This window comes from Thermoproteus thermophilus (assembly GCF_055392855.1).
This window is the reverse complement of sequence record NZ_AP042466.1, coordinates 1,011,505-1,034,758: the sequence shown is the minus strand read 5'-3', so window position 1 is coordinate 1,034,758 and position 23,254 is coordinate 1,011,505. Positions and strand designations below refer to the sequence as shown.

Sequence of the window (23,254 nt, the reverse complement as noted above, 5' to 3'; positions counted from 1 at the left end):
TGTACATAGGTCTTATTAAATTAAGGCATCGGGGTTCTATGCGCTTAAAATTCCTGCCCATAGCGTTGATCGGCTTGGCGGCGCTCGCCCTAGCGGCTCCAATAAACGTAGTCTTCCCCTACAACGCACAAGTACAGTACTTGGCCTACAAGACCGTAGTCCTCACCGTGCAGCTAGGCCCCGGCGGTACTTACACCATATCGCCGCCTGCCGTAACCCCCGGCTCGGGCTTCGTCTACAGCGGCATGGCGTTAAAGTTCATGGGAGTTTATCCAAGTATACAAGTAGCCGCCAACGGCTTCTTCAGCAAATCCTATAACGCCGAGGGCTTCCTCCAGGCCGTGTACGTGGGCCCCGACGCCAGCAAGGTCTTGTTAATAAACACGGCGAATACCAACGTCCAAGTCCAAGTCGAGGTCACTTACCAATTCGTCCAGGACCAATACGTGCCGCTAGCTAACGGGACGGTCTTGACCGTCAAACTCCCCAACGCCAACTTGCCCCAAGGCTTCAGCGAGAGCGCCACGGTTAGGCTAGACCCCTACGCGCCCTACGTGATAGCCTCCGTGGAGCTGCCCGACGGCTCCCCCGCCTCTGCCTATAGGGTCGAGCCGAAGGTAGTGGAGCTGACGCAACCCGGCGTCTACAAGGTGGTAATCGCGAGGGGCCAACCGCTACCGCCTGCGTTGTTGGTCAAGAGCTTGTCCCAGCAGACGGCCACCGTGGCCCCCAACTCGCAGTTGACTGTGACCGGGTCCCAAATAGGCGTGCCCCAGGGCTGGCAGCTATTGGGCTATATCGTGTTCGCCTACACCGGCGACGTGGTCTTGACAGGCCAGCCGTCGCAAGGCCAGATAAGCATATCGGGCGGCTTAGTGGATATCGTCGACAACAACACGTTGAGCTTCATAATACGCTCCGTGAGCTACCTAATACCGCCTTTGTGGCAAGCCAAGCTCAGCTACACCATAGCCATAGTATACGGCGATAGCTTCACGATAAGCTCGACCATGAACTCGCCGGTCAACGTGATCTACATACCCGTGGTGTATAAGCCTGCGCAAGTCACTTGGCTACCCGACCGCGCCCTAGTCAACGTGACGCAAGCGGACTTACAAGACGGCGTGTGGACCGCCATAGTGCTCCAGCTCCCGTCTTTGGCTAAGGTGGTCTCCATAAGGACGCCCAGCAACGCGGTGATAACCAACGCAACCGACGTCCAGCTGGTGTGGGGCGGCGGCGTCAGGATGGCGTCTATAAGCCCCGACGGCCACGAGGCCTACATAGTAGTGCAGGAGGGCAACACCGCCGAGCCAGGCGTATATACCTTCATGATAGACTGGAGGCCTTTGTCTATAACCGTGGTTAACAAATTCGGCGGGACTGTCAGCGATATAAGCGCCGTCGCTGTACAAGGCTACAACGTGGCCGTCGCCGGCGGCGTCGTGAACGTGTACGTGTACAAGCCGGAGCCCGTTGAGGTCCAGATCTCCTACAAGGGCGTTCCTGCGGCCGACGTCGTCGTACAATCGTTGGACTCCGGCCAACACGTCGTGCAGCTGGGCATATATAACGTCAGGGTGTTCGTGGTCGGCGCGTTGAACCAGCCCATAGCCAACGCGGAGGTGACCATAAACGGGTTCCCCGCCAGCGGTATTACCGATAACAGCGGCTCGGTGTTATTCGCAGGAGTGCTCGAGGGCAACTACACAGTCGCCGTCAACGTAGGTAGCCGTGTCCACGTGACGACGAGCCTTACCGTGTCAGGCCCCAGCCAGACCGTGACGTTGGTCGTCAAGACGCCCATAGTGGCAGTGATAAACGGCGTTCCGATAACCGTGACGGACGCCGCTGCCGCCGCCGGAGGAGTCTCCGCGGCGGGCCTCGCGCTCGCGTTGAGGAGGATGCTAGGAAAATCAAGCGAAGATGAGGCCATAGCAGAAGTAGAACACGTCTAGATTTTTTAGATAAAACTTCTTAATTTTAATATAGTTTTTAATACAGTTCCACAGGCGTGCCCGGCACTATGGGTTTGTCGTCTACGATAGGGTATGGAGGCAGTACGTATTCGGCTAAGCCCACAAGCCCCGGCCGCGAGAACACGACCACTTCGCAGTCGAGCGGATCCAACTCCACCTCGACGCTTCCGGACGTCCTGCCGCCCTCTTTGGCGAAGACCTCGTAGTAGACGTCCACGGGGGCGCGGAAAGGCAGGACGTGAGGCGTTATGCTATCGGCCATGGTCCTATCCGATATGTTGCAGAGCGCCACCACGGCTTTGCCCCTGACGGTCGAGGCGAGCTTCAGAAGCTTGCGGCCTTTATATGGACTCTCGAAGAGCGTATCGCGGGTCGGAACGGCGGGGAAGTCCACCTTCACGACCTCGCCGTTGGGCAACACGGCCATCTTCAAGAGGTCTACGTTCGCCCTCTCGGGATCCCTATCCGTTATGTAGAGCGGCCCTCCGCTGAAGACCCTCAATACGAGATGGAGCTTGGCGTAGGGGTCATAGCTGGAGAACATGTCGAAGTCGGGCCACGCGAGCTCGGAGAAGAAGAGGGAGTTGTAGGCGTTCGAGAGGGCGTGGAGCCTCGCCCCCTCTCTCCAATAGGGCAAATAGTCGTTCGAGGTCCTCATGATGTTGCTCGAGAAGTAGTTGCTGTAGTTCTCCGGGTTCATGGACATGCAGTTCATTACGTCAAGCCCTGCCTCCTCGGCGGCTAGCTGTAGCGCGGTCTGCAAAACGCTGGCGGCCCTCCCCGCCTTCTCGCCGGCATAGCGGGCCACTAGCCGGGAAGAGCATTGGTTATCCACCTTGACGAAGTCGAAGCCCTTGAGCGCGTTGTAGAGCCCTCTGTAGAGGTGTAAAGCATCAGGGAAGGCCGGCGGCGGGGCCTTGGCGGACCCGTAAGGGATGCCCAGACGGCCTAGCTCCTCGTCCACAAAGTCGTCGAAGCCGCCCCAGTGGACGTTGAGCGTATGCCACAGCCCGATCCACTTAACCCCGAGGGATCTCAACGCGTCGACGACTTCTCTAAAACCTCCCGGGAACTTCGCCTCGTCGGGCGATAACGATGTGATGACTCTGTCCATGCAACACGGCTGTCGAACGCGTCGCTCCTTCTGCCATCCGTCGTCTATCAAGACCCAAGATATCGGGAGGCCCCTCTCCTTGAGCCTCTTCACGACGCCCAGAACCCCTTTAGCCGAGACCTCTGCCAGAAATGCGTTCCAGCTACACCAGCCCAAGTAGTCGAGGAACCGGGGCCTCTTCTTATCCCGCCTCAGCTTCAAGTTCGCGCGCGAGGCGAGAGCGGACCAAGCTCTTCTGAGCGCCTCATAGGGATCGGCGGAGAGGCCGTAGGCCATCACCCAAGAGCGCGATATCCTCCTCGACTCGATCCCCATATAGGCCTTAAGCGTCCAGCCCTCCCACAAATAACCGCTGAGGTCTTGGGAGGAGGCGGACAGAAGGGCCAAATAATCGCCGTTTTTTAACTCGGCTAATAACGCTATCGTGAACGGGAGGAGCTCGGGAAAATCATCGCCGAAATACGGCGTAGCCCAAGGTTGTATCCACCACTCAGCCACGTCGAGGCTCGCCGACGGCCTCCTCGGATAATTCGAGGGGAGCCCGGCGCAGTCCTCCGGCTTGCCCTTGCCTATGTACGCCTCGTTGCAAGACCAAGCTGCGTCGTATATCGGGGCGTTGGTGACCGCCACGAAGGCGGTCGGCTGCACGTCCAGCAATATCTCGACGGGCCACTCGGCGAACTCCACGTCGGCGCGTCCCTCGATCCCGACGACGCCAGACGAGGCGTCCCCTTCGACGAGCACTTTGAGGACGCCCTTGCCGCAGAGGTCGTGCTCGCCGCCTGTCCCCGACGGAGCACACGCCCCCTCCTTTAGGTAGACCCGTAGGCCGCCTAACACTAAAGGACGAAATAATTTGGTAATATCGGTTATCTCATGCTGCCGAGGGAGAAAAGCGTTTTGGGGATACTCACCTTCGCGTTGGCCTTGGCGATGGCGGGGGCCGCCCCGGCGATAGAGCCCGTAGGCGCCGCGCTCGCCGTGATGGCGTACGCGTTGCACATAACCACTTTCGACGCGATATTCAACTCCATTATGAGGCCTAGGCCTAGGACGTGGGGGCTCATCGCCGCGAACTTGCTTCCCTATTTTGGAGCGATCGCCCTAGGTCTCTGGAACCCAATAGCCTTCGCCATAGCCGCTACGATGTTCTTGACGTACACGGCACTTGCCCTAAGAGGGCTCGCGAGATCTGTGCCGGGCGTGGTCGCGGGCACCGCTATGTTGTCCTCCATATTCCTGTTGGCCAAGGCCATGGCGAGTTCTTCTATCTCGCCCTACGACTACGCCGTTTACGCCCTCTTCGTGGGCTACCACGTCGCGACGGCCTACTACGTCGAGTCGAGGTTGGCGTTTCGGAAGACGTCGCCCTTGACCCCCTTCATACCGTGGACCCCAGCCGTGGCCATCGCCGTGTTCGTAAGGCCTCTGCTCGCCGTAGCCGCGGTGGAGCCGACTGTTAAGTTCGCCGTAAACGTCGTTAAGAACGTGAAGTACAAGACGGCGCGGGAGATATCCAAGATGGGCTGGCGCGAGCTGGCCAGATCGGCCCTTCTGACCGCCATACTCATCGCGCTCTACTACATCTAGGCGTAGCAGCGATGCGAGCAACGTGGCGAAAACCGCGAGGCACGGCGGGCAATACATTTAAATATAGCACGATACTTCGACAAGCCGCCGTAGTCTAGCGGCCAGGATGGCGGGCTGTCTGCGGGCCAGGCCCATTGGCCCCGTTGACCCGGGAGGGCTGAAGCCCTCGGGACTTCACGGCGCGGCCGGCCCAAAAATCCCGGCGGCGGCCCCATTCTGACATCGTAAACCCCCTCGCCGGGAGTTCCGGAGAGGTGGGGATCGTCGAGAGCCGGCGTTGCGGCTCCCTAAATTTTATTAATTCCTCACATCTAGGCCCCTATGAAGTACCGGCTGATGGACGTCTTGGCGTGCCCATACGATAAGACCTTCCCCCTTCGGCTAATAGTCATAAAGAGGACCGAGCATCCCGAAAGGCAGTACACTTGGCCCCGGAAGCCCTTCTGCGAGGAGTATTGTTCGTACCGAGACTTGAAGATAAAGGAACACCCCAAGCCCGACGCATTGCCGTGCGAGGAGTGCCATCGCTGGGAGATAGAGACGGGCGTCATTTACTGCCCCTCTTGCGGCAGATGGTACCCCATTATGGAGGAGATACCGCGCATGTTGCCCGACGAGCTCAGAAACGAGAAAAACGACGTGGAGTTCCTCAAATCGATAAAAGACGATCTCGAGAGGACGGCTCCAGATTTGGCGAAGAAGATACTCTACGAGGGAAAGCCCTTTAAGCTAAAAACCTAGACTTGACGCCATCTGGCTACCTTGGCCAGAAGCGCGAAGGCCCCTATCGTGTAGAGGGCCAACGACGCCCAGGCGGCGGCCAGCACGTCGTAGCCGTAGTTCACTATTCCGAGCGCTGACTGGCCGATTATGCCAGCGGCACCCGTGGGGAGGATCGCTCCTAGGTACTGGCTGGGCAACACAGTGGCGGGCCAATAGACCGGCGCCATGGCCGAGAGGACCGCGGTGAGGATCGTCGGCACGGCCCAAGCGTATCTCATTTGGCTTATCAACGTCGAGGCCGCGAAGCCTATCCCCGCCATGGATATCCACAACATTAATAGGGCAATCGCCAACGCGATGGCGCCCCGAGCCGTGAAGGCCCCGAGCACGGCCAAATAAGCCACGTAGAAGACCAAGGCGGGCGCGGCGAATATGAACGAGCTCAAGGCCAGCCCGAGCGCGTAGGCCACCGGGCTGACGGGCGCCGCCACCAGCATTTGTTGGAACTTGATCTCGAGCCGGTAGAACGCCGCATCGCCTATGAGGGATATCCCGTTGGAGGCTATGGTCCAGATCAGCCCGCCCAGGAGCCCCCAGGTGAGGCCCCTCTGCCCTGCATATATCGCCAGCACTATGAGGAAGCTCAGCGGAGTGACGGAGTTGGCCACGAGCCATACCCAGCTGCGCACCAACGGGACCCAGCCGTTGAGCCAGCCTATGACCAAGATGTCCCTCAAGAGCTTCTTCATGTCTCCGATATAGCCCCTATCTTGAACAACACGTAGTCCTCGAGGGACTTCTGCCTCACGCTCACCTTGGCGCCGGCCCTTATCAAAGAGCCGGCGAGCTCTTCGGGCTTGTCGACGAAGTATATAGCCCTCTCGCCGATAATCATGTGGGGCTTCTCGACGTCAGTTACGCCGTATGCCTCGACCACATACTTGCCCGGGACTTTGTCCATCAAGGCCTCGGGCGGTCCCACGTCTACTACTTTGCCTCTGTTTATCAAGACCACGTAATCGCTGAGCATTTGCGCCTCCTCGACGTAATGCGTCGTGAGGAGCACCGTCACTCCTCTCCTCCTCATGGACGTTATTGTATTCCAGACTATCCTCCTAGATATCACATCTAGACCCGTCGTGGGCTCGTCGAGGAAGACCACGTCGACGTCGGCCGCCAATACGGCGGCGAGTAGTACTCGCCTCTTGGTCCCGCCCGACAACGTCTGTATCTCCTTGTCCCTCACCTCGACGAGTTGGAGCTCCCTCAACGCCTCTTCGGCCTTTCGCCGAGCCTCCCGCCGCGGATAGCCCCTCAAGAGCAAGTAGGCGTAGACGAACTCGTACGGCGTCAGGAACCCTATCGGGGCCCCCTCTTGGGGGACGGCGGCTATCCTCCTCCTTATTTTCTCCGGCTCCTTAACCACGTCGTGTCCCGCCACGTAGGCCTTCCCCTTCGTGGGCAAAAGCTCGGTTATCAATATCCGCACCAACGTAGTCTTGCCGGCGCCGTTGGGGCCCAAAACCGAGACAACGCGCCCGGACTCCACGGCGAAGGTTACGTCGTTTAGTGCCCAAAACTCCCCGAACCTCTTGCCGAGGTCCTCCACGACGATCATGCGAGGCGTCTCGTCACGGCTCTAAATGTATATCGCCGGCTGGCCCCCCAGCTCCGCGACGACCTCTACCTCCACGCCTCTATAGGCCGATTTGGCGACGACCTTTACATATATAGGCGCCACGGCCGCCCTTATCTTCTCGGCTATATCCACGGCGATTTCCTCGTGGAGGATCTCAACGCCTTTGTAGCTCGTCAAGATCTTCTCGAACTCCTCTATCAAGAGCGCTTGTTCTCTAGGGACGTACTCCACCTCCACGACATACTCGTCGACTGTCTTGCTGATGGGGCATACGGCCTCGGCCCTGCCTCTCAACTTGATCCTGGCAGGCCTCTTAGAGAGCTTGACGGGCACGGAGCAAGTTCACCGCCTCCTCATAAAGCTTCTTGAAGGCTTGGGAGCGAGGCGGCGATCTGCTCTTGGCCACCACCCACGCGTTCACCAGAGCTCTGTACTCGAAGCTTGCCTTGAGGCGTTTCAAGAAATCGGGAAAGCCGTGAATGGCGGGGAACCCGGAGGCCTTCAAGAAATCGTAGAGCTCTGCGAGCTCCTCGTCCTTGGCCTTCCTCTTGCCGAACGCGATGTCGCGGTCGGTCACGTGCCTTTCGCCTCCGCCCGGCAATAACACCTTCCCGTACGCCGCCTTGAGGCGCCACGTGGCGCTGTCCGTCGAATCAACGCCGAGGGCCTCCAGGGCGGCCGACACCGAGGGGCTGCCCAGGCCCAGCGCATGTATCCTGCCGCCGAACTCACGCCTGGCGAGCGCTATCAGCTTGAGCGCAATGTAGCGGGACTTCTTGGGCGCCCCTCTGGTTATTAAAATATACGGCACGGCCCCGCCTATAGCCAGCTCCTCGACCCCGTCGTACCGCCTTAGCCATTTCAAGAAGAGCTCCTCGTCGGGATAGACGTGGACTACCGGCACAACTCTAAGGCCTGGCAACTCCGACTTCAAGCGAAGCCAGTTCTTGTAGGTCGCCTCGGCTTTCTTGTCCGCCACATCGGGCGAGTCCGTAGGGCTCGGCGGCACGTCCAACGAGAGGCAGACGTCGCATCCTATCTCCTTATAGCGCTTGGCGAGTGCGTTGATCGGCACAGAGATGCCCCGCTTCAATATCTGGTAGCCGCCCGAGTCGACCCATAGTTCTCCCTCGAACGCGAGTAGCTCCCTGGCCCTCCCGTCTGCTTCCAGCGCATTGACCATGACCGCCTCGACTGGAAAATATAGCCAGGGCTTAGGCTCCGTCCTGACCGGCGTCCCCAAGACGATCTTCACGGCTAAATTAACTGTAGGGTTTTTATAGTAGAGTTTTCTAAAAGTTTTAGTCAACTTAGCCTTGAGCCGGCGATGGGGGATGCCTCTAGGCTGCGTACACGGCCTCCTCCACGACGTATTTCCTCTGGGCCAAGTCCATGAGCCTCGTGGTGAAAAACACGGCGAATAAGACCACGATTATGCCGAACAAGAAAGAGGCCCAAGCGGCTAAAGCCACGTCGCCTTGCGCCGTCGCCGTGGTTATGAGCCTCATCAAGCCCGTATTGACCTCCAGATCTCGTCCGTCGAAGATACCTGGCCAATACTCGCCGATGGCGAGTCCGCCCCACGCGCTGTTCACGGTCGAGGATATGCCGGCTATGAGGTAGGGCAGAGTGCCGGGGATCATTATCGATTTCAGCCTATCCCAATAAGATAAGTTCAAGTTGTCCACAAGCTCCCATACCTCATGGGGCATGGCCTTGAGGCCCATCCAGAAGCTATAGAAGACGTAATAGAAAGTCGATATGAAGCCGAGGACGATTACGTAGACCTCGTTGGCGTAGTAGCCCAAGGCGCCGTACATGGCTGTATACGTAGCGGCGAACACTAGCGGGAAGTAGATCGGCGCGGGGTACGCCGCGAAGATCTGTATTAAAGGCACCGCCACGCGCTCCGCCCTTCTGTGCGTGACGAGGTAATAGCCCAGCGACACGGCCAAGGCGAGGGAGAGGGCCGTTATTGTGAACACTCTGGCGTAATCGACGACTAGGCCTATCAACACTGAGGGCGTATTCGAGAACAAGTACGCCCACGTCGTAAACGGCGTGGACGCAATCGTCTCGGCCACGCCGTAGGCCAACCCGCCCAACACTGCGATGCCCGCCGCGATGCCCACTGCCTTGAATAATCTGTCGTGCTTCTTCTCCTCCTCGTACCAGACTATTGGGCGCGTTGTTCTTCTCTGTAAAACCGCGGTCATCCTGGCTATTCTGGCGAGAGGGCCTCCCACGCCCCTCGCTAGGGGCATGAACCTAATGCGTCTAGCCGGCAACGGGCTGTCTATGGCGTATTTGCCCGCCACATAATCAGCGAATTCCCTGAAGCCGTATATCGCCGCGCCTACGGCCAGCCCTAGGATTGCTAACGCGAACGTGTATTTGTAGAAGAACTCGGGGTTGTTCCATTGGGCTTGCTCCGTGAGCTCCGCTATTATTGAGCCTATGCCGAAGACGTGGTAGTTCGAAGACCCCACCGAGAAGACCTCGCTAACCGTTATGTAGAAGAACCCGTCGGAAAAACTCGGCATGAGGTTGGCGGCAATTCGCGGCAACGAATACGGTATGTAAAGGTGCCTCATCTTGCCGAGGAAGCCCAGCCTGACGTTCTCGGCCACCTCGAGCATCTCCCTTGGGACTGTCCTAAACGCTTGATATATGCCGATCCAGATGTTCCACACAACCGCCGTGAAGACTAGGAAGTCCGCCGCCAGCTCGACGCCCAGAGGGCCGCCTATCCTCGAGATGAAGATTATCAAGACCGCCGGGAAGAAGCTGAAGACCGGGACCGACTCGAAGACGCTTATGAGCGATGTGTAGATGTTCTCGAAGGCCTTGCTCTTGATCGCGATGTATCCTAAAATCCAGCCTGAGAGAATAGACAGACCGATGAGCGCGAGGACCCTAGCCGTGGAGACCGCCGTCGCTAAAACGATCTCGGCGTAGCCTATCATGCCTCCTCGGGGCTCTTCGTCAAGCTCGCGTACAGGATATCCACGTACTTAGTCACGGCTGGGTCCTTTAAGCTCCTCGGGCGTTTTAAGTCTATCTCGACCACGTCGACGACACGGGCCGGCCGCCCGTTGAGGACGTAGACGACGTCGGACAGCTCGACGACTTCGTAGAGGTTGTGGGATACCAACACGACCCCCTTGAGGGTCGTGGACTCGTTGAAGAGCACGTTGTAGAGCTCGCGCCGCAAGTTCTCGGCGGTCAGCTCGTCCAGATGGCTGAAGGGCTCGTCCATGAGCAACACGGAGGGCCTCGCTGCGAGGGCCCTAGCTATCGCCACCCTCTGCCTCATGCCCCCCGACATCTCCTTGGGGTAGAAGCTCTCGAAGCCCTTAAGGCCCACCAGCTCCAAGTACCTCTTAGCCTCCTCCTCTGCCTCCTTCCGGTCCAGCTTCATGTATTGTAGGCCCAACATCACGTTCTCGAGCGCCGTCATCCAAGGGAAGGTGACTATGGATTGGTGGATCAGCATTATCTGGGGAGTCGGCCGCAAGACGGGCTTGCCGAACAAAAGCACGACGCCCGTCTGCGGCTTTAAGAAGCCGCCTAAAATCCTGAGGAGGGTGGACTTCCCGATACCAGAGGGGCCGACCACGGCGACTATCTGCTCCTCGTCGACCACTACGTTTATGCCCTCGAATACTTTGGAGTTGCCGTAGCCGTAGCTGAGGTCTCGGCCCTCAAGCACTTTCCCCTCGCATGGCGCCGCCTTCCTTATTGTATAAATAACTTCCTCGTCTGGCCCCCTCGTCGCGGAACAATTTTTATAAACTCCGTGCTTCGCGGGGCCATGGCTCAAGAGGTCAAGTTTTCGCCATATGAAGACGCCGTGGCGGCCATAGTCGTCCAGATATTGGGCAGGACGGGAGTCGCCGGCGAGGTTACGCAAGTTAAGGTGAGGATACTGGAGGGCAGAGACAAGGGCAGAGTGTTGACCCGCAACGTCAAGGGCCCTGTGAGGCTCGGCGATATAGTAATGCTCAGAGAGACCGAGAGAGAAGCCCGCAGAATTGCGGCGAGATGAGGACCTACAAGTGCGCCTTCTGCGGGGCCACTATATTGCCCGGCTACGGCATAACATACGTCAAGGCTGACGGGACGGTGCTACGCTATTGTAGCCACAAGTGTTTCGTGAGCGCAGTGAAATACAAGAGGGATCCCAGAAGGCTGGCTTGGGTCAGGAAAGCCAAGCGAAAAGCCCAATAACTCCTTGGGCGTAGATAACGACTTATTTCCTCGCAGGGGCTATAGGGCCTAGGCCGTATTTGCTTCTGATCTCGTTTATCTTCGCTACGAGGCCCTCCAGCTCGGCCGCCGCTTGGCCTGGATCTATCACGACGGCGGCCGCGGCCGACACGTTTATCCCGGCCGCCTTGCCGAGCTTCTCCTTCGAGGGGACGTAGATGTACGGCACTTTCTTCTCCTCGCAGAGTATCGGCAGATGCGCCACGACTTCGGGCGGATCCACGTCTTCGGCTATCAGCACCAGCTTCGCCAAGCCTCTCTCGACCGCCTTGGTCACCTCGTTAGTGCCCTTCTTGATCTTGCCGGTCTGCCGCGCCGTGTTCAATATATCGTAGGCCTTCTCGGCGAGCTCGGCGGGCACCTCGAATCTGACGTAGAACGGCTTACCCTGCACCGAGTTCGCGTAAAAGGTCTTGGGGTCCACGGTAGTTGCCATGCCCCCACGCATCCAGATGGTATATAAATTTTGGCGCCACCGGGCGCCGAGAAAGGTTATTAATAACGGCTCAAGCCAGCGAGTGGACCCCTTGGAGCCTGCGCTCAATGAGTTCGAGGGTCTGTTGAGGAGGCTTTCGTCGTCTTTGGGACTTCCCGGAATGCCCGAGGTGGACTTCCCGTCCAGATTCGCCTTCGTGTCCGCGCGTTTGCACAAGTTCAAGGTGGAGCCGACGAGGGTGTCCGAGCTGTTGAGGGGGGAGTATAAGTATTTGCGCAACGTGAGGCTCGAGGGGCTCTACGTAAACGCCGACGTGGACCCAGCGCTTTTGGCCGAGGAGCTCTTCAAGGCCGTGGCCGCCATGGGCGATAGGTACGGCTACTCGAGCCGTTGCGCGGGCGGGAGATACCTCGTCGAGCACACATCGGCGAATCCCTTGCACCCGCTACATGTGGGGCACGGCAGAAACGCCGTGTTGGGCGACGCCTTGGTGAGGCTCTTGCGCTTCTGCGGAGGCGAGGTCGAGGCGCACTTCTACGTGGACGACTGCGGTTCCCAGGTCATGTACGCGGCCTTGGGGTATGAGGCAGCCCGCGGCGAGGTGGATGGGCTAATCAAGAGGGGCGTCAAGCCTGATCTGGCCGTGGGTTACGTCTACTCGGTCACCAACGCCGTGGCGGAGATAAACAGATTAAAGAGGCTCTCCGAGGGGCAACCCGACGATAAGAAAAGGGAGATCTTGGCCGAGATCGACGAATGGCTCGGCGTTATTAAACGCCACATGGACCTAGAGCCCGATCTAGTCAAGGCCTTGGTCGAGAGGCTAGGACAACGGGACTTAGCCGCCGAGGCCGCAGAGCTTAACAGACTCTACGAAAAAGGCGATGAGGGCGCTAAGCGCAAGGTCAGAGAAGTCGTCGAGCTCGTCTTGAGGGGGCAGAGAGAGACTTTAGCGCGGCTGGGCATAACCATCGACAGTTGGGATTACGAGAGCGAGCTCGCCGTGTGGAACAACGCGGCGGTCCAACTAGTCGAGGAGCTCAAGAGGAGATGGCCCGCGTACGTGGAATATAAGGAGGGCGCCGTCGTTTTCAGAGCAGATAAGTTCGTGGAGGACTTCAAGCTAAGAGAGGAGCTGGACCTCCCCAAGTTCGTGCCTCCAGTGACCCTCACGCGCTCCGACGGCACTACCCTCTACGTCACCAGGGACGTGGCCTACGCCTTGTGGCAAGCCCGTAGAGGCGTAGACAAGGTGATCAGAGTGGTCTCCTCGGAGCAGACCCACGAGCAAGCCCACGTCAAGATAATACTCTACGCGCTCGGCTTCCGCGAGGAGGCCAAGAGGGTAGTTCACTACAGCTACGAGATGGTGAACATGCCCGGCACGAAGATGTCGGCCAGAAGAGGCCAATACGTGGCCCTCGACGAGATCTTGGACGAAGCGGCCGAGAGGTCGACGGAGATGGTCAAGGAGAAGGACAGAGAGGTGGCGTCGGCTATAGGCGAGAGGGTCGGCGTAGGCGCCGTCAGGTTCTTCTACCTCTCGGCCTCTCCGCGTAAGCCCATCGACTTCAAGTGGGACGTCGTGCTCAACATGAGGAGCAACTCAGGTCCCTTTTTGCAATACACCTACGTCAGGGCCCACTCGATACTGGAGAGGGCGGGGTCGGCCCCTGCAGTGCCGGCGAGGATCCCCGACGTCGTGCAACCGGAGGAGGGCGAGTTAATAGTCAAGCTGGCCATGTGGCCATGGACCGTGGCCTCGGCCGCGCGCGATCTCAGACCAGACTATATATCCGAGTACTTGAACTCGTTGGCGATCCTCTTCAACAGCTATTACGAGAAGTACCCAGTGGTGAAGTCCGAGGAGCCTGTGCGGAGCTTCAGGCTCGCCCTCGTCAACGCGGTCAAGGCGGTCATGAAAAACGGGCTGGGTATTCTGGGCGTCCCGGTATTACAGAGGATGTGAGCGCAATAATTGGGCGATTTTCTCCACACACACGGCGAGATCTCTGGCCAAGAACTCCCTCCCGGCCTCGGTCAACGTGCTATATATCTCGTCGTTAGATAGGGCGTACGCCGAGGCGAGGAACTTCAATATTACATATTCCTTGGATGCCTCGGCCAGCTTAGACGCTTTGTCCCAAGCGTCCCCCCAGCTGGACGCGCTCAGCACCTTGAGGCAGAACTCGGCTAGTCCCTTATAATCGCCCCTCTCCGCCAACCTAAAAGCCTCCTCGTGCATTAAACTTCTTTTACTTCTTCATCAATTAGTATATTCTCTTCTTTAAAGCCCATATCTATTAACATTTTCTTTATTTTCTGTCTATGATCACCTTGTATTTCTATCCAGCTGTCTCTAATAGTCCCGCCCGCCGCTAGCTTCTTCTTGAGCTCCCTCGCGAGGTCCTTTATGCCCAACTGCTTAGCGTCGTCGGAGTTTCCGAAGTCCACTATGGTGACCAAATGGCTCTTTCTTCTCTCGAGCCTTATCCTTATGAGGGCTTTCTCCTTAGTTATTGACTGGATAATTTCGTTCTCCTCGCCGCCGCCTAATAATTGGCTGACGATATCCTCGGCGTCTTTCTGGGAGAACTCTACGCCCATCCCATATGCTTTTGGGCTATCCCCTTTTAAAGATTTCGGCCGGCTATCTGCAACTCGACGTTGTCGACCTCGACTTTCAAGGTCGAGAGGACGTTCAGAGTAGACGGGAGCACCGCCAAGGCCTTCACCTCGACGGTCTTGTCCACGCAGGAGATGACGTCGGAGTCCGAGAGCGTGAGCTCGACTGGCTTGATTCTCATGTGTTGAGGCAACTTCACGCCGTAAGGCGTCGAGTACGGGCGCCTTATACAACCGAACATCCGCCTCCTCTGCGCCAACACGTAGCCGAAGCCCGCCTCCCAGTCTGTCAAGACCACGTAGACCTCGCCCAGCCCCGACCAACTCGCCTTGACGCCCTTGAGCGTATAGGCCGTTCCCGCCATCAGAGTCGCCGAGAAGGGACGCCAGATCGCCCAGGGGGCGTTCTGGAGGGGCACCTCGTATACGTTGCCCTTCTTGATCGCGCCGTACCTCTTGACGAGCTCGTTCGGCGTTGCGGCGAGGAGCTCGGCGATATCCACGCATCTTAAAGCCGTTTATAAAAATAAGCGCGCGAAATTTAATAACGGCCGCGTTCTTGCCGACATGAAGGTCGTGAAGTTGACGTCGGCGCCGACATCGCCTAAGGACTTAGGCTTCGAGGAGCCCCCTTCCATAGCCGTGATCGGAGGAAGCGGCTTATACGACCCCGGCATTTTCGAGTCGCCGGTGGAAGTGCAGATACACACGCCGTACGGCCTACCCAGCGATAACGTAATAGTGGGCCGCGTCTCGGGGCGCGTCGTGGCGTTTCTGCCGAGGCACGGGAGGGGGCACAAATATCCTCCCCACAAGATACCCTACCGCGCCAACATCTACGCGCTCCACATGCTCGGCGTAAGGCACGTTATAGCAGTAAGCGCCGTGGGCTCGTTGAGGCAGGACTATGCGCCGGGCGATTTCGTCGTGCCGGACCAGTTCGTGGACATGACCAAGGGCAGGGAGTACACGTTCTACGATGGGCCGAGGACTTGCCACGTCCAAATAGGGCTGGAGCCCTTCACAGAAGAGCTACGCAGAGCGCTCATAGACGTCGCGTCCAAGTACAACAAGACGCACCCGGCCGGTTGTTATGTGTGCATAGAGGGGCCCAGGTTCAGCACAAAGGCGGAGTCCCGCATTTGGCGCGACGTCTACGGATGCGACATAATAGGCATGACGTTAGTCCCCGAGGTCAACTTGGCCAGAGAGCTCGGCATGTGCTACGCCTTGTTAGCCCTCGTGACGGATTACGACATATGGGTCCCGCACCAGCCCGTCACCGCCGAGGCCGTCGAGAAGATGATGACCGAGAAGATGGAGCTTGTTCGCAAGGTGGTGGCCGAGGTCGTGCCTAAAATACCCTCTGAGATACCCAAGTGTAGCGAGTTGTTGAAACAAGCTTGTATATAGCCGGCAAGCCGCCGTTTATTTCTACCCTCGTGCGCCTCATGTTGGCCCCCGCGATCTGGATCAGCCCAGCTCTCGGCGTTGAGGACGACGTGGATGGAGGGATGCGCTTTGGGCTCCTAGAACAGCCTTCTGAACTTCTGTAAGTTGTTCGGCAACAACATCTCGGCCATCTCCTTCGGGGCCTTCCTTATCAACATCATGAGCGCTGCGTCCACTAGCTCGGGGCTCACCCTCACGTAGCGGTCCACCTCGTCCAGTATCTGTGGATAGCCCGTGATCGTCGAGGAGGTCGCGGCCAAGAACGAGATAGTCTCCTCGACGCTTGGCCCTTTATCCAACACCTCAACCCTCACCGCGATCCGCGCGCCTTGCGGCATATAATATGCTATGGTCACGTCGCCGAGGAGCCTCAGATGGGGGTACTTATCCGAGGACAACACCGCGGAGAAGTTCCTGCCGAATTCCCTTATCCTCTCGCACAGCCTCGCCGCCTTGGCGACGCTCGGCGCGCGTCCCCCCTTGGCGCATTCGAGGACCTCGTCCTTTAGACGGCCGCCTTCACATTCGGCGTAGTGTATCTCGGCCCAGCGCGGGAGCACGTCCTTTAGCTTGCCGAGGACTGCGTACTCGCCCGGCTTGAGCGCCAAGGACGCGGCGGCTCTGTCGTTGACGGGCAGACAGCCCTCGTACAACACCGAGAGGTAGCGGGACCTCACCCTCTTGGCGAGCCCCACTAGGGTAACGCCGGCGGCCTCCGCGGCCGCCAGCATCGAGTCGACGACCTTGTTGACCTCTTCGTACTTGCCGCCGAAGGCCGCCAAGTTGTACGGCAAGGGGTGCACGGCCAATTCGCCGTCCAGGACCAACACGTCGAAGTCCTTCTCGCCCTTTGCCTTCTTCCTCAAGAGCCGAGCCGCCAGCCGTCGTTCCAACAAGGCGGCGAAGCGCGAGACGTCTTGCTCGTCCTTGTCCTCGAAATACAAGGCGCCGGCTAGGTGCTTGTCTACGCCTTGCCTAGATCTGCCCACGTAGCCGTAGGCCACTACCGTGAAGACGCCTCCTATAAGCTCCAGAGGAGGGCTTCCGTATGAGGAGTCGATCGCGTAAACGTAGTGCTCCTCCTCGGGCCTCCGCAAGGGCCTCACGTCGGCCCTCTCCCTAATCGCGGCTATCCTCTTCGCGAGCTCGCTGAGCCGGGCGAGCCTCTCTGCGTTCTTCTCCACGTCGAACTTCACAGCGTTGAGGAGGTCCGGCTCCAGCCAATACTCTATGTCCTCCACGCAGGTCGCGTTGCCTGAATAAATAACGATCTCTGGCCTCGTTCCTTAATGTTTAAATATGGGATAATTCTCCCTACTATGAGCTCGAAAGTCTGGATGACCGTAATAGTGGTCGTGGCCATAATAGCGGGGCTAGCCGGGTATTACGCCAGAGGGCCGGCGCAACCCTATACGGCGACCTCGACCGTGTTGTTGACCACTACCGTCACGCAGATAGCCACGCAGACGACCACCCAGACTGTGACCGTCACGACGACTACTTCTTACTACCCCATCGCTGTCAAGGACGCCTTGAACAAGACGATAACCTTCGCGAGCGAGCCGGCCACTATCGTGTCGCTGGCGCCGAGCATAACTCAGATGTTGATCGCCCTAGGCCTCTGTAATAGGATCGTGGGCTTGGACCAGTACAGCTATCGGCTACTACAAGAGCTGAACTTGACGTCGTGTCTGCCCGCCAACGCCCAAGTGGTCAAGATTAACGTAATGAACCCCACGGGCTTCAACGGCGATGCAATAATCTTGTTACGGCCCGACCTAGTGTTGGCCGACAGTGGCTTCGAGGCGTTGTGGGCTAACAACATCCAGAGGCTCGGCGTAACCGTCTTTTTCCTAAACGGCACTCGCGCCACGACGTACGCCGATATAGAAAGAGACGTGATAGCCCTCGGGAGGATTTTCGATAGAGTCCAGAAGGCGCAACAAGTGGTGGGCTGGGCGGAGCAAGAACTGAGGAAGTACGGAGCGCTTGTCAACGCCACAGTCACCTACATAGTCTGGGTGAACCCCGACGGCTCCTTCTACGCGGCGGGCAACAACACCTTCATAGCGGCTGAGATAAGGGCGGCGGGTGGGGCTAACGCGATAAACAAAGGCGGGTGGGGGCCCTTCGAGCCCTCCCTCCTCATAGCCTCGAGTCCCGACGTGATCGTGCTAAACGATATGGGCGTTAACTGCACATACGCCTTGCAGATCTTGAATAACATACCCGGCATAACTAGCGTAGCAGCGTATAAGAACAACAGAATCTACGTGGTCACGGGCCTAGCCGCCGACGCCGTGGAGCAACCGTCATTGTTGGCCGTCTACGGCGCCGCCGTGTTCCACATGGCCATGACCGGGAGCGCGCCTAAGTGCATAGACACCGGGTGGTTCGTGAAACAATTCGGGCCGAGGCCTATAGGATGAGGCCCAAGACCCTAATCCTCATATCGTTTTTGTCCACGCCGCCTCTGATAGTCCTCTTCTTGTCGACTGGGGCGGTCTTCGTCGCCCCTGATAAGTTCCTAGCCGGTGGGCCCTACTCGATCATAGTCTGGGAGATCAGGATGCCGGCCGCGGCGGCCGCAGCGTTAATAGGCTCCGTATTGGCGGTGTCGGGCGCCGTGATGCAAATCTTGTACAGAAACCCCCTCCTCGACCCCTATATAGCAGGCACTGCCTCGGGCGCCGCCTTCGGCGCCTTGTTGGCCTATCTGCTCGCGGTGGCGGACGCGGGGAGGGCCTACTTGCTCCTCTACCAAGTCCCCTTGGCGTTTCTCTTCGCCGTGGTGGCCAGCGTCGTCACCTTGGCGGTGGGCCGAGGCAATATATACGCAACAGTGATAGCTGGGGTAGCCATCTCGTATCTATTCTCGGCCGCGACCACTATAGGGCTGTCCTACCTCTCGTCTAGGGCGCCGCAAGTGCCGCCGCTTGTCTTTTGGCTTTTCGGCTACATAGACTACGTCCCCTATTACGTCGACGTCGTGTTGGCCGCCGCGGCCGCCGCGTTGACGGCCGCCGCGATCAAGGAGGCGAGGCGGATGGACCTAATAGCCATAAGCGACGAGATGGCCAAGGCCAGGAGGATACGGCCCGACGGCTATAGGCTGGCGTGGATCTCCGCGATATCGCTGTCGACGGCCTTGGTGGTATCCCAAGTCGGCGTGATAGGCTTCGTGGGCCTCATGGTGCCCCACGTGGCCAGGCTCGCGTTGAGGAACGGGTCTGCCACAGTCGTGGTCCCGGCCAGCGCAGCGCTGGGGGCCCCTGTTCTGTTAGCCTCCGACGCAGTAGCGCGCGGCCTCCTGGGCTTCTCGACGCCGGTCACCGCCATCACGTCGATATTCTCGGTGCCGGTGATAATACTAGTCTTGAGACATGCAAGTAAGGGGATTGAGCGTTAAGCTGGGCGGCTCTTACGTGTTGAGGGGTGTCTCGTTCGATATAGTCGAAGGGCTGAACTTGGTCTTGGGCCCCAACGGCGCCGGCAAGACCACCTTGTTGAGGGCGATCGCTGGGATATACAAACCGGCTGAGGGGCGCGTGGACGTCAAGGGCGATGTGGGCTATATGCCGGCCGAGTTCGCAGACGTGTACATGCCCGTGATCGACGTGTTGTTGGCGGGCGGCGGCAGATCTATTGGGAGATACCTCGCGTGGCTCAAGGCGGTGGGCCTAGAGGGTTTCGAGGAGAGGATATTCTCCGAGCTCAGCACGGGCCAGAAGCGGCTGGTCCTATTGGCAAAGGCGTTAGCCGAGGGCGAGGTCGTTTTGCTCGACGAGCCCACGGCCAACTTGGACCCGGCCCACAAGGCCTTGATCATGGGCGTCTTGCGGAGGGCTAAGAAGATCAAAACCCTCGTGGTGGCAACGCACGATCTAGACCTAGTCAACATAGCCGACAACCTGATATTGTTGAAGGACAAATCGGCGATCCAGATGAGGCCCGACGAGCTGAACGAGGAGGTCTTGTCCGCGGTCTACGGCGTTCCCATACTTGCGGTCGAGGCGGATGGGCGCAAGCTGTTCTTGCCGAGGTACGACGTTGACGGGCTGGCGGCGCGGCGGTCGTGGATCTCAAGCCGCGAGGACGCCTCTGGCGTTGCGCCGACTCGACGGGGCCGGCCCGTTGCCGAATAAAAATATTAACCTAAAGGTATGCACATGAACCGCTTGTTCGTCATAGGGCTGGCGTTGGTGTTCGCGGGGTTCTTCATAATGGCCGTCGTCCCGTTGCTCCAAGTACAAAACGCCCAGGTGGCGACGGCTGGGTGCGTGTTCCTGTTCTTCGTGCCTATCTGTTTCGGCGTCGGCCAGCCCCAGCTGATGGGGGTTGCTGTGTTGGCAACCGCCGTGATACTCGCCGTGTTGTTCTTGTTAGCGGTGTTGTTGTTCTTGCGGAGGCCTATGCAAATTTAACTAGGAGGAACGGCATGAGGAACAACAGCACCGCCAAGATTGTCAAGGCCAAGGCCAAGATCAAGACGACCTTCGCGACGCGTTGACTCGTGCCGAAGACTATGGGCACTGGGCCTATTATGACGACGCCGCCCGCCTCGGCCTTCCCGCGCTCCTCCTCCCTTGAGGCCTTGCTCGCCTCGAGTAAGATCGCCAAGAACATGAGGAACACGCCGAGCAGGAAAAGGGCCATCCCCGCCGCGAGCCACTCGATCATGTGGGGCGTCGGCTCCACTCAATAAAAACCTTTTCGCCGCGTGGGGCCATGGCGTGGGCCGGGGACTTGAGAGGGCTCGTCGAGGCGATAAACAAGAGGATCTCGGAGATAGGGATACTCTCCTTCATCGGCTATAGGCTCGTGGAGCTCGGCGAGGGGTACGCCAGAGCAGTTTTCGAACACGACAAAAGGCTCGAGAGGACGGGCGGCATCGTGCACGGAGGTGTCATAATGACCGCGCTCGACACGACCATGGGCTTCGCGGCCATGGCTGCTGCTAGAGGCGAGAACAACGTGACGCTCGAGCTGAAGGTGAACTTCTTAGAGCCCCTGGACGGCGGTATGTACGAGGTCTCGGCCAAAGTCTTGAGGAGGGGTTTACACACAGTGGTGGTGGACGGCGAGTTGAGGAAGAGGGGGAACGTCTTGGCGGCGAAGGCGCTCGGCACGTACTTCATCCTCAGGACTTGAGTTTACACGAACATTACGTGTGCCCTTTTAGTTATGCTTCTAAATAAGTCTATATTCTTACTTTATATCGATATTCATATTTTTATATTTTTAAAAATTAAGTTATTTTTATTAAATTTGTTAATATATTCTAATAGAAAATTTTTAATCCCATATATTCATCTGACCATGAGCCAAGGGGGCTTAGCATCGCTCATATCGCCTAAATCTGTTGCGTTGGTCGGCGCGTCGCCGAAACAAGCATCAGTCGGCTATGTCTTGTTCGAGAACCTCGCCACTAGGTTCAAGGGCACGGCCTACTTCGTGAACCCCAAGTACGACGTCGTGGAAGCGTGGGGCAAACAGTTCAAGTTCTACAAGTCCTTGTCTGAGATCCCAGACCAGATAGACGCAGTCGTCATAGCTGTGCCGGCGCAGGTCGTGCCGCAAGTGCTCGAAGAGGCCGGCAAAAAGGGCGTGAAGGCCGCCGTGATCATAAGTAGCGGCTTCGCCGAGGTAGGCAACGTGGAGCTGGAGAACGAGATAAGGGCGATAAGCAAGATGTACGGCATACGGGTGCTCGGCCCGAACTGCCTCGGCGTCTACAACGCCTTCGACGGGTTCGACACCGTGTTCTTGCCTGCGGAGAGGGCCGGCAGGCCTCCTGCAGGTCCCTTGGCCTTGATAAGCCAAAGCGGAGCCGTCGCGGCGTCTATAATGGACTGGGCCGCGAGGAGGAACATAGGCCTTTCTATAATGGTCAATTACGGTAACAAGGCCGACGTGGACGACGTGGAGCTCCTAAAGTATTTCGAGCAAGACGAGAGGATAAAGGTCATAACGATATACATAGAGGGGTTCAAATACCCCGGCGAGGCCAAGAGGTTCCTCGAGGCGGCCAGAGAGGTGGTCAAGAAAAAGCCGATAATAGCCTATAAGGCGGGCAGATCAGCCGCGGCGCAGAGGGCGGTTAAGTCCCACACAGCGGCGTTGGCGGGGAGCTACGAGATGTACAAGGGACTGTTCCGACAAGCCGGTATTATCGAGGCTGCCAACTTAAGGGACATGTTCGATATGGCGAAGGCGCTCGCCACGCAGCCGCTTCCCAAGGGCAAGCGAGTCTTAGTGCTCACGGACTCTGGCGGCATGGGCATACAAGCCGTGGACTCTCTCGAGGCCTTGGGGTTGGAGGTGCCCGAGATACCCGAGTCCATCAGGCGCGAGTTGAGGAAAGAGCTACTGCCCTATGCGGCGGTCAACAACCCCGTCGACGTCACCGGGTCAGCCACAGACCAGCACTACAAGGTCGCATTGGAGGCCTTGTTGCCCACTGCCTTCTTCGACATGGCGTTGGTGGTCACGCTAATGCAAGTGCCCGGCTTGACCCAAAACTTGGCCGAGTACGTGATCGACGCCAAGCGGTTCGGCAAGCCCATCGTCGTGGTGAATTTCGGCGGAAGCGAAATAGTCCAGGAGTTCACGAGGACTCTCGAAGACGCCGAGATCCCGACCTACTCCACGCCTGATAGGGCGGCGAAGGCCCTCTGGGCGCTCTATGAATACGCAAAAATACGCAGAATTGTGAGGACATGAACGTAATCGAAAGAGCGAGGTCCGAGGGCAGGAACAAGCTGTACGAGCACGAGGCGTTTGAGCTCTTGGCGCGTTACTCCATCCCGGTTCCCGACTACGGCATAGCCAAAGACGAGGACGAGGCGGTCTCCTTGGCCGAGAAGATCGGCTATCCAGTGGCCGTCAAGGTAGTATCGAGAGAGATAGTGCACAAGACGGACGTGGGCGGCGTCGTCTTGGGCGTGTCGAACAAGGAGGCATTGCTCGAGGCGTGTAGGAAGATCAAGGCGAACGTGAAGGCGAGGGCGCCCTACGCCGAAGTGGAGGGGTGTCTGATACAGAAGATGGTGCCGCCGGGCGTGGAGCTCATAATAGGCGCCGTGTACGACGAGATATTCGGACACGTAGTGGCTTTCGGCCTAGGCGGCGTGTTGACCGAATTATACAGGGACATCTCCATGAGGCTCGTGCCCGTAGAAGAGGAGGACGCTTGGGAGATGATAAAAGAGGTCAAGGCCTATAGGTTGCTCACGGGCTATCGCGGCATGCCGCCCAGGGATCTACACGCCATAGTGGATATCGTAGTCAAGTTCTCGCGGCTCCTCGCCGAGAACCCTGCCATAAAGGAGGCGGACCTAAACCCTGTGATAGCTCTGGAGGAGGGGAGGGGCGCGTACGTCGTCGACGCGAGGTTCTTGTTGGACAACAAGGCACTTTAAATTTTT

General features: G+C 58.4%; 27 protein-coding genes and 1 tRNA gene. 15 read left to right on the top strand and 13 right to left on the bottom strand.

Features of this window, described 5'->3' with window-relative positions:
* Positions 1–38 precede the first annotated feature (38 nt).
* Positions 39–1,958 (top strand): carboxypeptidase-like regulatory domain-containing protein, encoded by a 1,920-nt coding sequence (locus tag ACZ5PA_RS06095; protein WP_464929452.1) that lies wholly within the window; start codon positions 39–41, stop codon positions 1,956–1,958.
* A 37-nt stretch (positions 1,959–1,995) separates the two neighbouring features.
* Here the strand turns inward: ACZ5PA_RS06095 and ACZ5PA_RS06090 are convergent, their stop codons facing one another.
* On the bottom strand, positions 1,996–3,933 hold the full coding sequence (locus ACZ5PA_RS06090; RefSeq protein ID WP_464929451.1) for a Sip1-related alpha-galactosidase: 1,938 nt from the start codon (positions 3,931–3,933) through the stop codon (positions 1,996–1,998).
* 36 nt (positions 3,934–3,969) lie between these two features.
* Between ACZ5PA_RS06090 and ACZ5PA_RS06085 the strand changes: the two genes are divergently transcribed.
* The 3 genes from ACZ5PA_RS06085 (at position 3,970) to ACZ5PA_RS06075 (ending at position 5,424) form a co-directional block, all read left to right on the top strand.
* Complete coding sequence (locus ACZ5PA_RS06085) at positions 3,970–4,683, top strand: hypothetical protein (RefSeq protein ID WP_464929450.1); 714 nt, start codon at positions 3,970–3,972, stop codon at positions 4,681–4,683.
* Between the two features lie 83 nt (positions 4,684–4,766).
* Positions 4,767–4,897, top strand: a tRNA-His gene (locus ACZ5PA_RS06080).
* Between the two features lie 107 nt (positions 4,898–5,004).
* Complete coding sequence (locus ACZ5PA_RS06075; RefSeq protein WP_464929449.1) at positions 5,005–5,424, top strand: Trm112 family protein; 420 nt, start codon at positions 5,005–5,007, stop codon at positions 5,422–5,424.
* On the opposite strand, the gene ACZ5PA_RS06070 is transcribed toward ACZ5PA_RS06075, so the two are convergent.
* From ACZ5PA_RS06070 to ACZ5PA_RS06045, 6 genes are all read right to left on the bottom strand, one after another.
* On the bottom strand, positions 5,421–6,155 hold the full coding sequence (locus tag ACZ5PA_RS06070; protein WP_464929448.1) for an ABC transporter permease: 735 nt from the start codon (positions 6,153–6,155) through the stop codon (positions 5,421–5,423). The two genes, ACZ5PA_RS06075 and ACZ5PA_RS06070, sit on opposite strands and share 4 nt — an antisense overlap.
* Positions 6,152–7,024: an ABC transporter ATP-binding protein gene (locus ACZ5PA_RS06065; protein ID WP_464929447.1), complete on the bottom strand. Its 873-nt coding sequence runs from the start codon at positions 7,022–7,024 to the stop codon at positions 6,152–6,154. The genes ACZ5PA_RS06070 and ACZ5PA_RS06065 overlap by 4 nt, the downstream gene beginning before the upstream one ends.
* Positions 7,025–7,045: 21 nt before the next feature.
* Positions 7,046–7,378: a tunnelling fold family protein gene (locus tag ACZ5PA_RS06060; RefSeq protein WP_464929446.1), complete on the bottom strand. Its 333-nt coding sequence runs from the start codon at positions 7,376–7,378 to the stop codon at positions 7,046–7,048.
* On the bottom strand, positions 7,359–8,300 hold the full coding sequence (locus ACZ5PA_RS06055; protein ID WP_464929445.1) for a tRNA guanosine transglycosylase family protein: 942 nt from the start codon (positions 8,298–8,300) through the stop codon (positions 7,359–7,361). The genes ACZ5PA_RS06060 and ACZ5PA_RS06055 overlap by 20 nt, the downstream gene beginning before the upstream one ends.
* Positions 8,301–8,385: 85 nt before the next feature.
* Positions 8,386–10,011, bottom strand: a complete 1,626-nt coding sequence (locus ACZ5PA_RS06050; protein ID WP_464929444.1) for an ABC transporter permease subunit — start codon at positions 10,009–10,011, stop codon at positions 8,386–8,388.
* Complete coding sequence (locus ACZ5PA_RS06045) at positions 10,008–10,757, bottom strand: ABC transporter ATP-binding protein (RefSeq protein WP_464929443.1); 750 nt, start codon at positions 10,755–10,757, stop codon at positions 10,008–10,010. The genes ACZ5PA_RS06050 and ACZ5PA_RS06045 overlap by 4 nt, the downstream gene beginning before the upstream one ends.
* 102 nt (positions 10,758–10,859) lie before the next feature.
* On the opposite strand from ACZ5PA_RS06045, the gene ACZ5PA_RS06040 reads away from it, so the two are divergent.
* Entirely contained in the window at positions 10,860–11,093 is a 234-nt protein-coding gene (locus tag ACZ5PA_RS06040; RefSeq protein WP_464929442.1) for a 30S ribosomal protein S28e, read from the top strand.
* Positions 11,090–11,275: a 50S ribosomal protein L24e gene (locus tag ACZ5PA_RS06035; RefSeq protein ID WP_464929441.1), complete on the top strand. Its 186-nt coding sequence runs from the start codon at positions 11,090–11,092 to the stop codon at positions 11,273–11,275. The genes ACZ5PA_RS06040 and ACZ5PA_RS06035 overlap by 4 nt, the downstream gene beginning before the upstream one ends.
* Before the next feature lie 22 nt (positions 11,276–11,297).
* On the opposite strand, the gene rpl7ae is transcribed toward ACZ5PA_RS06035, so the two are convergent.
* The gene (gene rpl7ae / locus ACZ5PA_RS06030; RefSeq protein ID WP_464929440.1) at positions 11,298–11,750 is read right to left on the bottom strand and encodes a 50S ribosomal protein L7Ae; all 453 of its coding nucleotides are present in this window, start codon (positions 11,748–11,750) and stop codon (positions 11,298–11,300) included.
* Positions 11,751–11,832: 82 nt separating this feature from the next.
* On the opposite strand from rpl7ae, the gene ACZ5PA_RS06025 reads away from it, so the two are divergent.
* Positions 11,833–13,719, top strand: coding sequence for an arginine--tRNA ligase (locus ACZ5PA_RS06025; protein WP_464929439.1), 1,887 nt, complete (start codon positions 11,833–11,835; stop codon positions 13,717–13,719).
* On the opposite strand, the gene ACZ5PA_RS06020 is transcribed toward ACZ5PA_RS06025, so the two are convergent.
* From ACZ5PA_RS06020 to ACZ5PA_RS06010, 3 genes are read right to left on the bottom strand one after another with little or no spacing between them, the layout of a single operon-like run.
* Entirely contained in the window at positions 13,705–13,995 is a 291-nt protein-coding gene (locus tag ACZ5PA_RS06020; protein WP_464929438.1) for a hypothetical protein, read from the bottom strand. The genes ACZ5PA_RS06025 and ACZ5PA_RS06020 overlap by 15 nt on opposite strands.
* The gene (locus tag ACZ5PA_RS06015) at positions 13,995–14,357 is read right to left on the bottom strand and encodes an SUI1 family translation initiation factor (RefSeq protein ID WP_464929437.1); all 363 of its coding nucleotides are present in this window, start codon (positions 14,355–14,357) and stop codon (positions 13,995–13,997) included. The genes ACZ5PA_RS06020 and ACZ5PA_RS06015 overlap by 1 nt, the downstream gene beginning before the upstream one ends.
* 26 nt (positions 14,358–14,383) lie before the next feature.
* Positions 14,384–14,878: a hypothetical protein gene (locus ACZ5PA_RS06010; RefSeq protein WP_464929436.1), complete on the bottom strand. Its 495-nt coding sequence runs from the start codon at positions 14,876–14,878 to the stop codon at positions 14,384–14,386.
* Positions 14,879–14,942: 64 nt separating this feature from the next.
* Here ACZ5PA_RS06010 and ACZ5PA_RS06005 point away from each other — a divergent pair, with 64 nt between their 5' ends.
* Positions 14,943–15,788 carry an S-methyl-5'-thioadenosine phosphorylase gene (locus ACZ5PA_RS06005; protein ID WP_464929435.1) on the top strand — a complete coding sequence of 282 codons (846 nt, stop codon included), beginning with the start codon at positions 14,943–14,945 and terminating at the stop codon, positions 15,786–15,788.
* Between the two features lie 116 nt (positions 15,789–15,904).
* Here the strand turns inward: ACZ5PA_RS06005 and ACZ5PA_RS06000 are convergent, their stop codons facing one another.
* Positions 15,905–17,068 (bottom strand): DNA double-strand break repair nuclease NurA, encoded by a 1,164-nt coding sequence (locus ACZ5PA_RS06000; protein ID WP_464929434.1) that lies wholly within the window; start codon positions 17,066–17,068, stop codon positions 15,905–15,907.
* 78 nt (positions 17,069–17,146) lie between these two features.
* Between ACZ5PA_RS06000 and ACZ5PA_RS05995 the strand changes: the two genes are divergently transcribed.
* From ACZ5PA_RS05995 to ACZ5PA_RS05980, 4 genes are read left to right on the top strand one after another with little or no spacing between them, the layout of a single operon-like run.
* The gene (locus ACZ5PA_RS05995) at positions 17,147–18,256 is read left to right on the top strand and encodes an ABC transporter substrate-binding protein (protein ID WP_464929433.1); all 1,110 of its coding nucleotides are present in this window, start codon (positions 17,147–17,149) and stop codon (positions 18,254–18,256) included.
* Complete coding sequence (locus tag ACZ5PA_RS05990) at positions 18,253–19,236, top strand: FecCD family ABC transporter permease (protein ID WP_464929432.1); 984 nt, start codon at positions 18,253–18,255, stop codon at positions 19,234–19,236. The genes ACZ5PA_RS05995 and ACZ5PA_RS05990 overlap by 4 nt, the downstream gene beginning before the upstream one ends.
* Positions 19,211–19,972, top strand: coding sequence for an ABC transporter ATP-binding protein (locus ACZ5PA_RS05985; RefSeq protein ID WP_464929431.1), 762 nt, complete (start codon positions 19,211–19,213; stop codon positions 19,970–19,972). Before ACZ5PA_RS05990 ends, ACZ5PA_RS05985 begins: the two co-directional genes overlap by 26 nt.
* Before the next feature lie 24 nt (positions 19,973–19,996).
* Positions 19,997–20,251 carry a hypothetical protein gene (locus ACZ5PA_RS05980; RefSeq protein WP_464929430.1) on the top strand — a complete coding sequence of 85 codons (255 nt, stop codon included), beginning with the start codon at positions 19,997–19,999 and terminating at the stop codon, positions 20,249–20,251.
* Here ACZ5PA_RS05980 and ACZ5PA_RS05975 read toward each other — a convergent pair.
* Positions 20,238–20,507, bottom strand: coding sequence for a TIGR00304 family membrane protein (locus tag ACZ5PA_RS05975; protein ID WP_464929429.1), 270 nt, complete (start codon positions 20,505–20,507; stop codon positions 20,238–20,240). The genes ACZ5PA_RS05980 and ACZ5PA_RS05975 overlap by 14 nt on opposite strands.
* A gap of 48 nt (positions 20,508–20,555) precedes the next feature.
* Here ACZ5PA_RS05975 and ACZ5PA_RS05970 point away from each other — a divergent pair, with 48 nt between their 5' ends.
* From ACZ5PA_RS05970 to ACZ5PA_RS05960, 3 genes are all read left to right on the top strand, one after another.
* Entirely contained in the window at positions 20,556–20,978 is a 423-nt protein-coding gene (locus tag ACZ5PA_RS05970; RefSeq protein ID WP_464929428.1) for a PaaI family thioesterase, read from the top strand.
* A 168-nt stretch (positions 20,979–21,146) separates the two neighbouring features.
* Entirely contained in the window at positions 21,147–22,550 is a 1,404-nt protein-coding gene (locus ACZ5PA_RS05965; RefSeq protein ID WP_464929427.1) for an acetate--CoA ligase family protein, read from the top strand.
* Complete coding sequence (locus ACZ5PA_RS05960; RefSeq protein WP_464929426.1) at positions 22,547–23,248, top strand: acetate--CoA ligase family protein; 702 nt, start codon at positions 22,547–22,549, stop codon at positions 23,246–23,248. Before ACZ5PA_RS05965 ends, ACZ5PA_RS05960 begins: the two co-directional genes overlap by 4 nt.
* Positions 23,249–23,254 lie beyond the last annotated feature (6 nt).

Excerpts from the sequence above, each read along its gene's own strand:
- ACZ5PA_RS05960 (WP_464929426.1), top strand. The coding sequence starts at position 22,547 with ATGAACGTAATCGAAAGAGCGAGGTCCGAGGGCAGGAACAAGCTGTAC.
- ACZ5PA_RS05995 (WP_464929433.1), top strand. The coding sequence starts at position 17,147 with ATGAGCTCGAAAGTCTGGATGACCGTAATAGTGGTCGTGGCCATAATA.
- ACZ5PA_RS06040 (WP_464929442.1), top strand. The coding sequence starts at position 10,860 with ATGGCTCAAGAGGTCAAGTTTTCGCCATATGAAGACGCCGTGGCGGCC.
- ACZ5PA_RS06035 (WP_464929441.1), top strand. The coding sequence starts at position 11,090 with ATGAGGACCTACAAGTGCGCCTTCTGCGGGGCCACTATATTGCCCGGC.
- ACZ5PA_RS06005 (WP_464929435.1), top strand. The coding sequence starts at position 14,943 with ATGAAGGTCGTGAAGTTGACGTCGGCGCCGACATCGCCTAAGGACTTA.
- ACZ5PA_RS06095 (WP_464929452.1), top strand. The coding sequence starts at position 39 with ATGCGCTTAAAATTCCTGCCCATAGCGTTGATCGGCTTGGCGGCGCTC.
- ACZ5PA_RS06065 (WP_464929447.1), bottom strand. The coding sequence starts at position 7,024 with ATGATCGTCGTGGAGGACCTCGGCAAGAGGTTCGGGGAGTTTTGGGCA.
- ACZ5PA_RS06085 (WP_464929450.1), top strand. The coding sequence starts at position 3,970 with ATGCTGCCGAGGGAGAAAAGCGTTTTGGGGATACTCACCTTCGCGTTG.
- ACZ5PA_RS06015 (WP_464929437.1), bottom strand. The coding sequence starts at position 14,357 with ATGGGCGTAGAGTTCTCCCAGAAAGACGCCGAGGATATCGTCAGCCAA.
- ACZ5PA_RS06075 (WP_464929449.1), top strand. The coding sequence starts at position 5,005 with ATGAAGTACCGGCTGATGGACGTCTTGGCGTGCCCATACGATAAGACC.
- rpl7ae (WP_464929440.1), bottom strand. The coding sequence starts at position 11,750 with ATGGCAACTACCGTGGACCCCAAGACCTTTTACGCGAACTCGGTGCAG.
- ACZ5PA_RS06020 (WP_464929438.1), bottom strand. The coding sequence starts at position 13,995 with ATGCACGAGGAGGCTTTTAGGTTGGCGGAGAGGGGCGATTATAAGGGA.
- ACZ5PA_RS06050 (WP_464929444.1), bottom strand. The coding sequence starts at position 10,011 with ATGATAGGCTACGCCGAGATCGTTTTAGCGACGGCGGTCTCCACGGCT.
- ACZ5PA_RS05990 (WP_464929432.1), top strand. The coding sequence starts at position 18,253 with ATGAGGCCCAAGACCCTAATCCTCATATCGTTTTTGTCCACGCCGCCT.
- ACZ5PA_RS06070 (WP_464929448.1), bottom strand. The coding sequence starts at position 6,155 with ATGAAGAAGCTCTTGAGGGACATCTTGGTCATAGGCTGGCTCAACGGC.
- ACZ5PA_RS05975 (WP_464929429.1), bottom strand. The coding sequence starts at position 20,507 with ATGATCGAGTGGCTCGCGGCGGGGATGGCCCTTTTCCTGCTCGGCGTG.
- ACZ5PA_RS05985 (WP_464929431.1), top strand. The coding sequence starts at position 19,211 with ATGCAAGTAAGGGGATTGAGCGTTAAGCTGGGCGGCTCTTACGTGTTG.
- ACZ5PA_RS05970 (WP_464929428.1), top strand. The coding sequence starts at position 20,556 with ATGGCGTGGGCCGGGGACTTGAGAGGGCTCGTCGAGGCGATAAACAAG.
- ACZ5PA_RS05980 (WP_464929430.1), top strand. The coding sequence starts at position 19,997 with ATGAACCGCTTGTTCGTCATAGGGCTGGCGTTGGTGTTCGCGGGGTTC.
- ACZ5PA_RS05965 (WP_464929427.1), top strand. The coding sequence starts at position 21,147 with ATGAGCCAAGGGGGCTTAGCATCGCTCATATCGCCTAAATCTGTTGCG.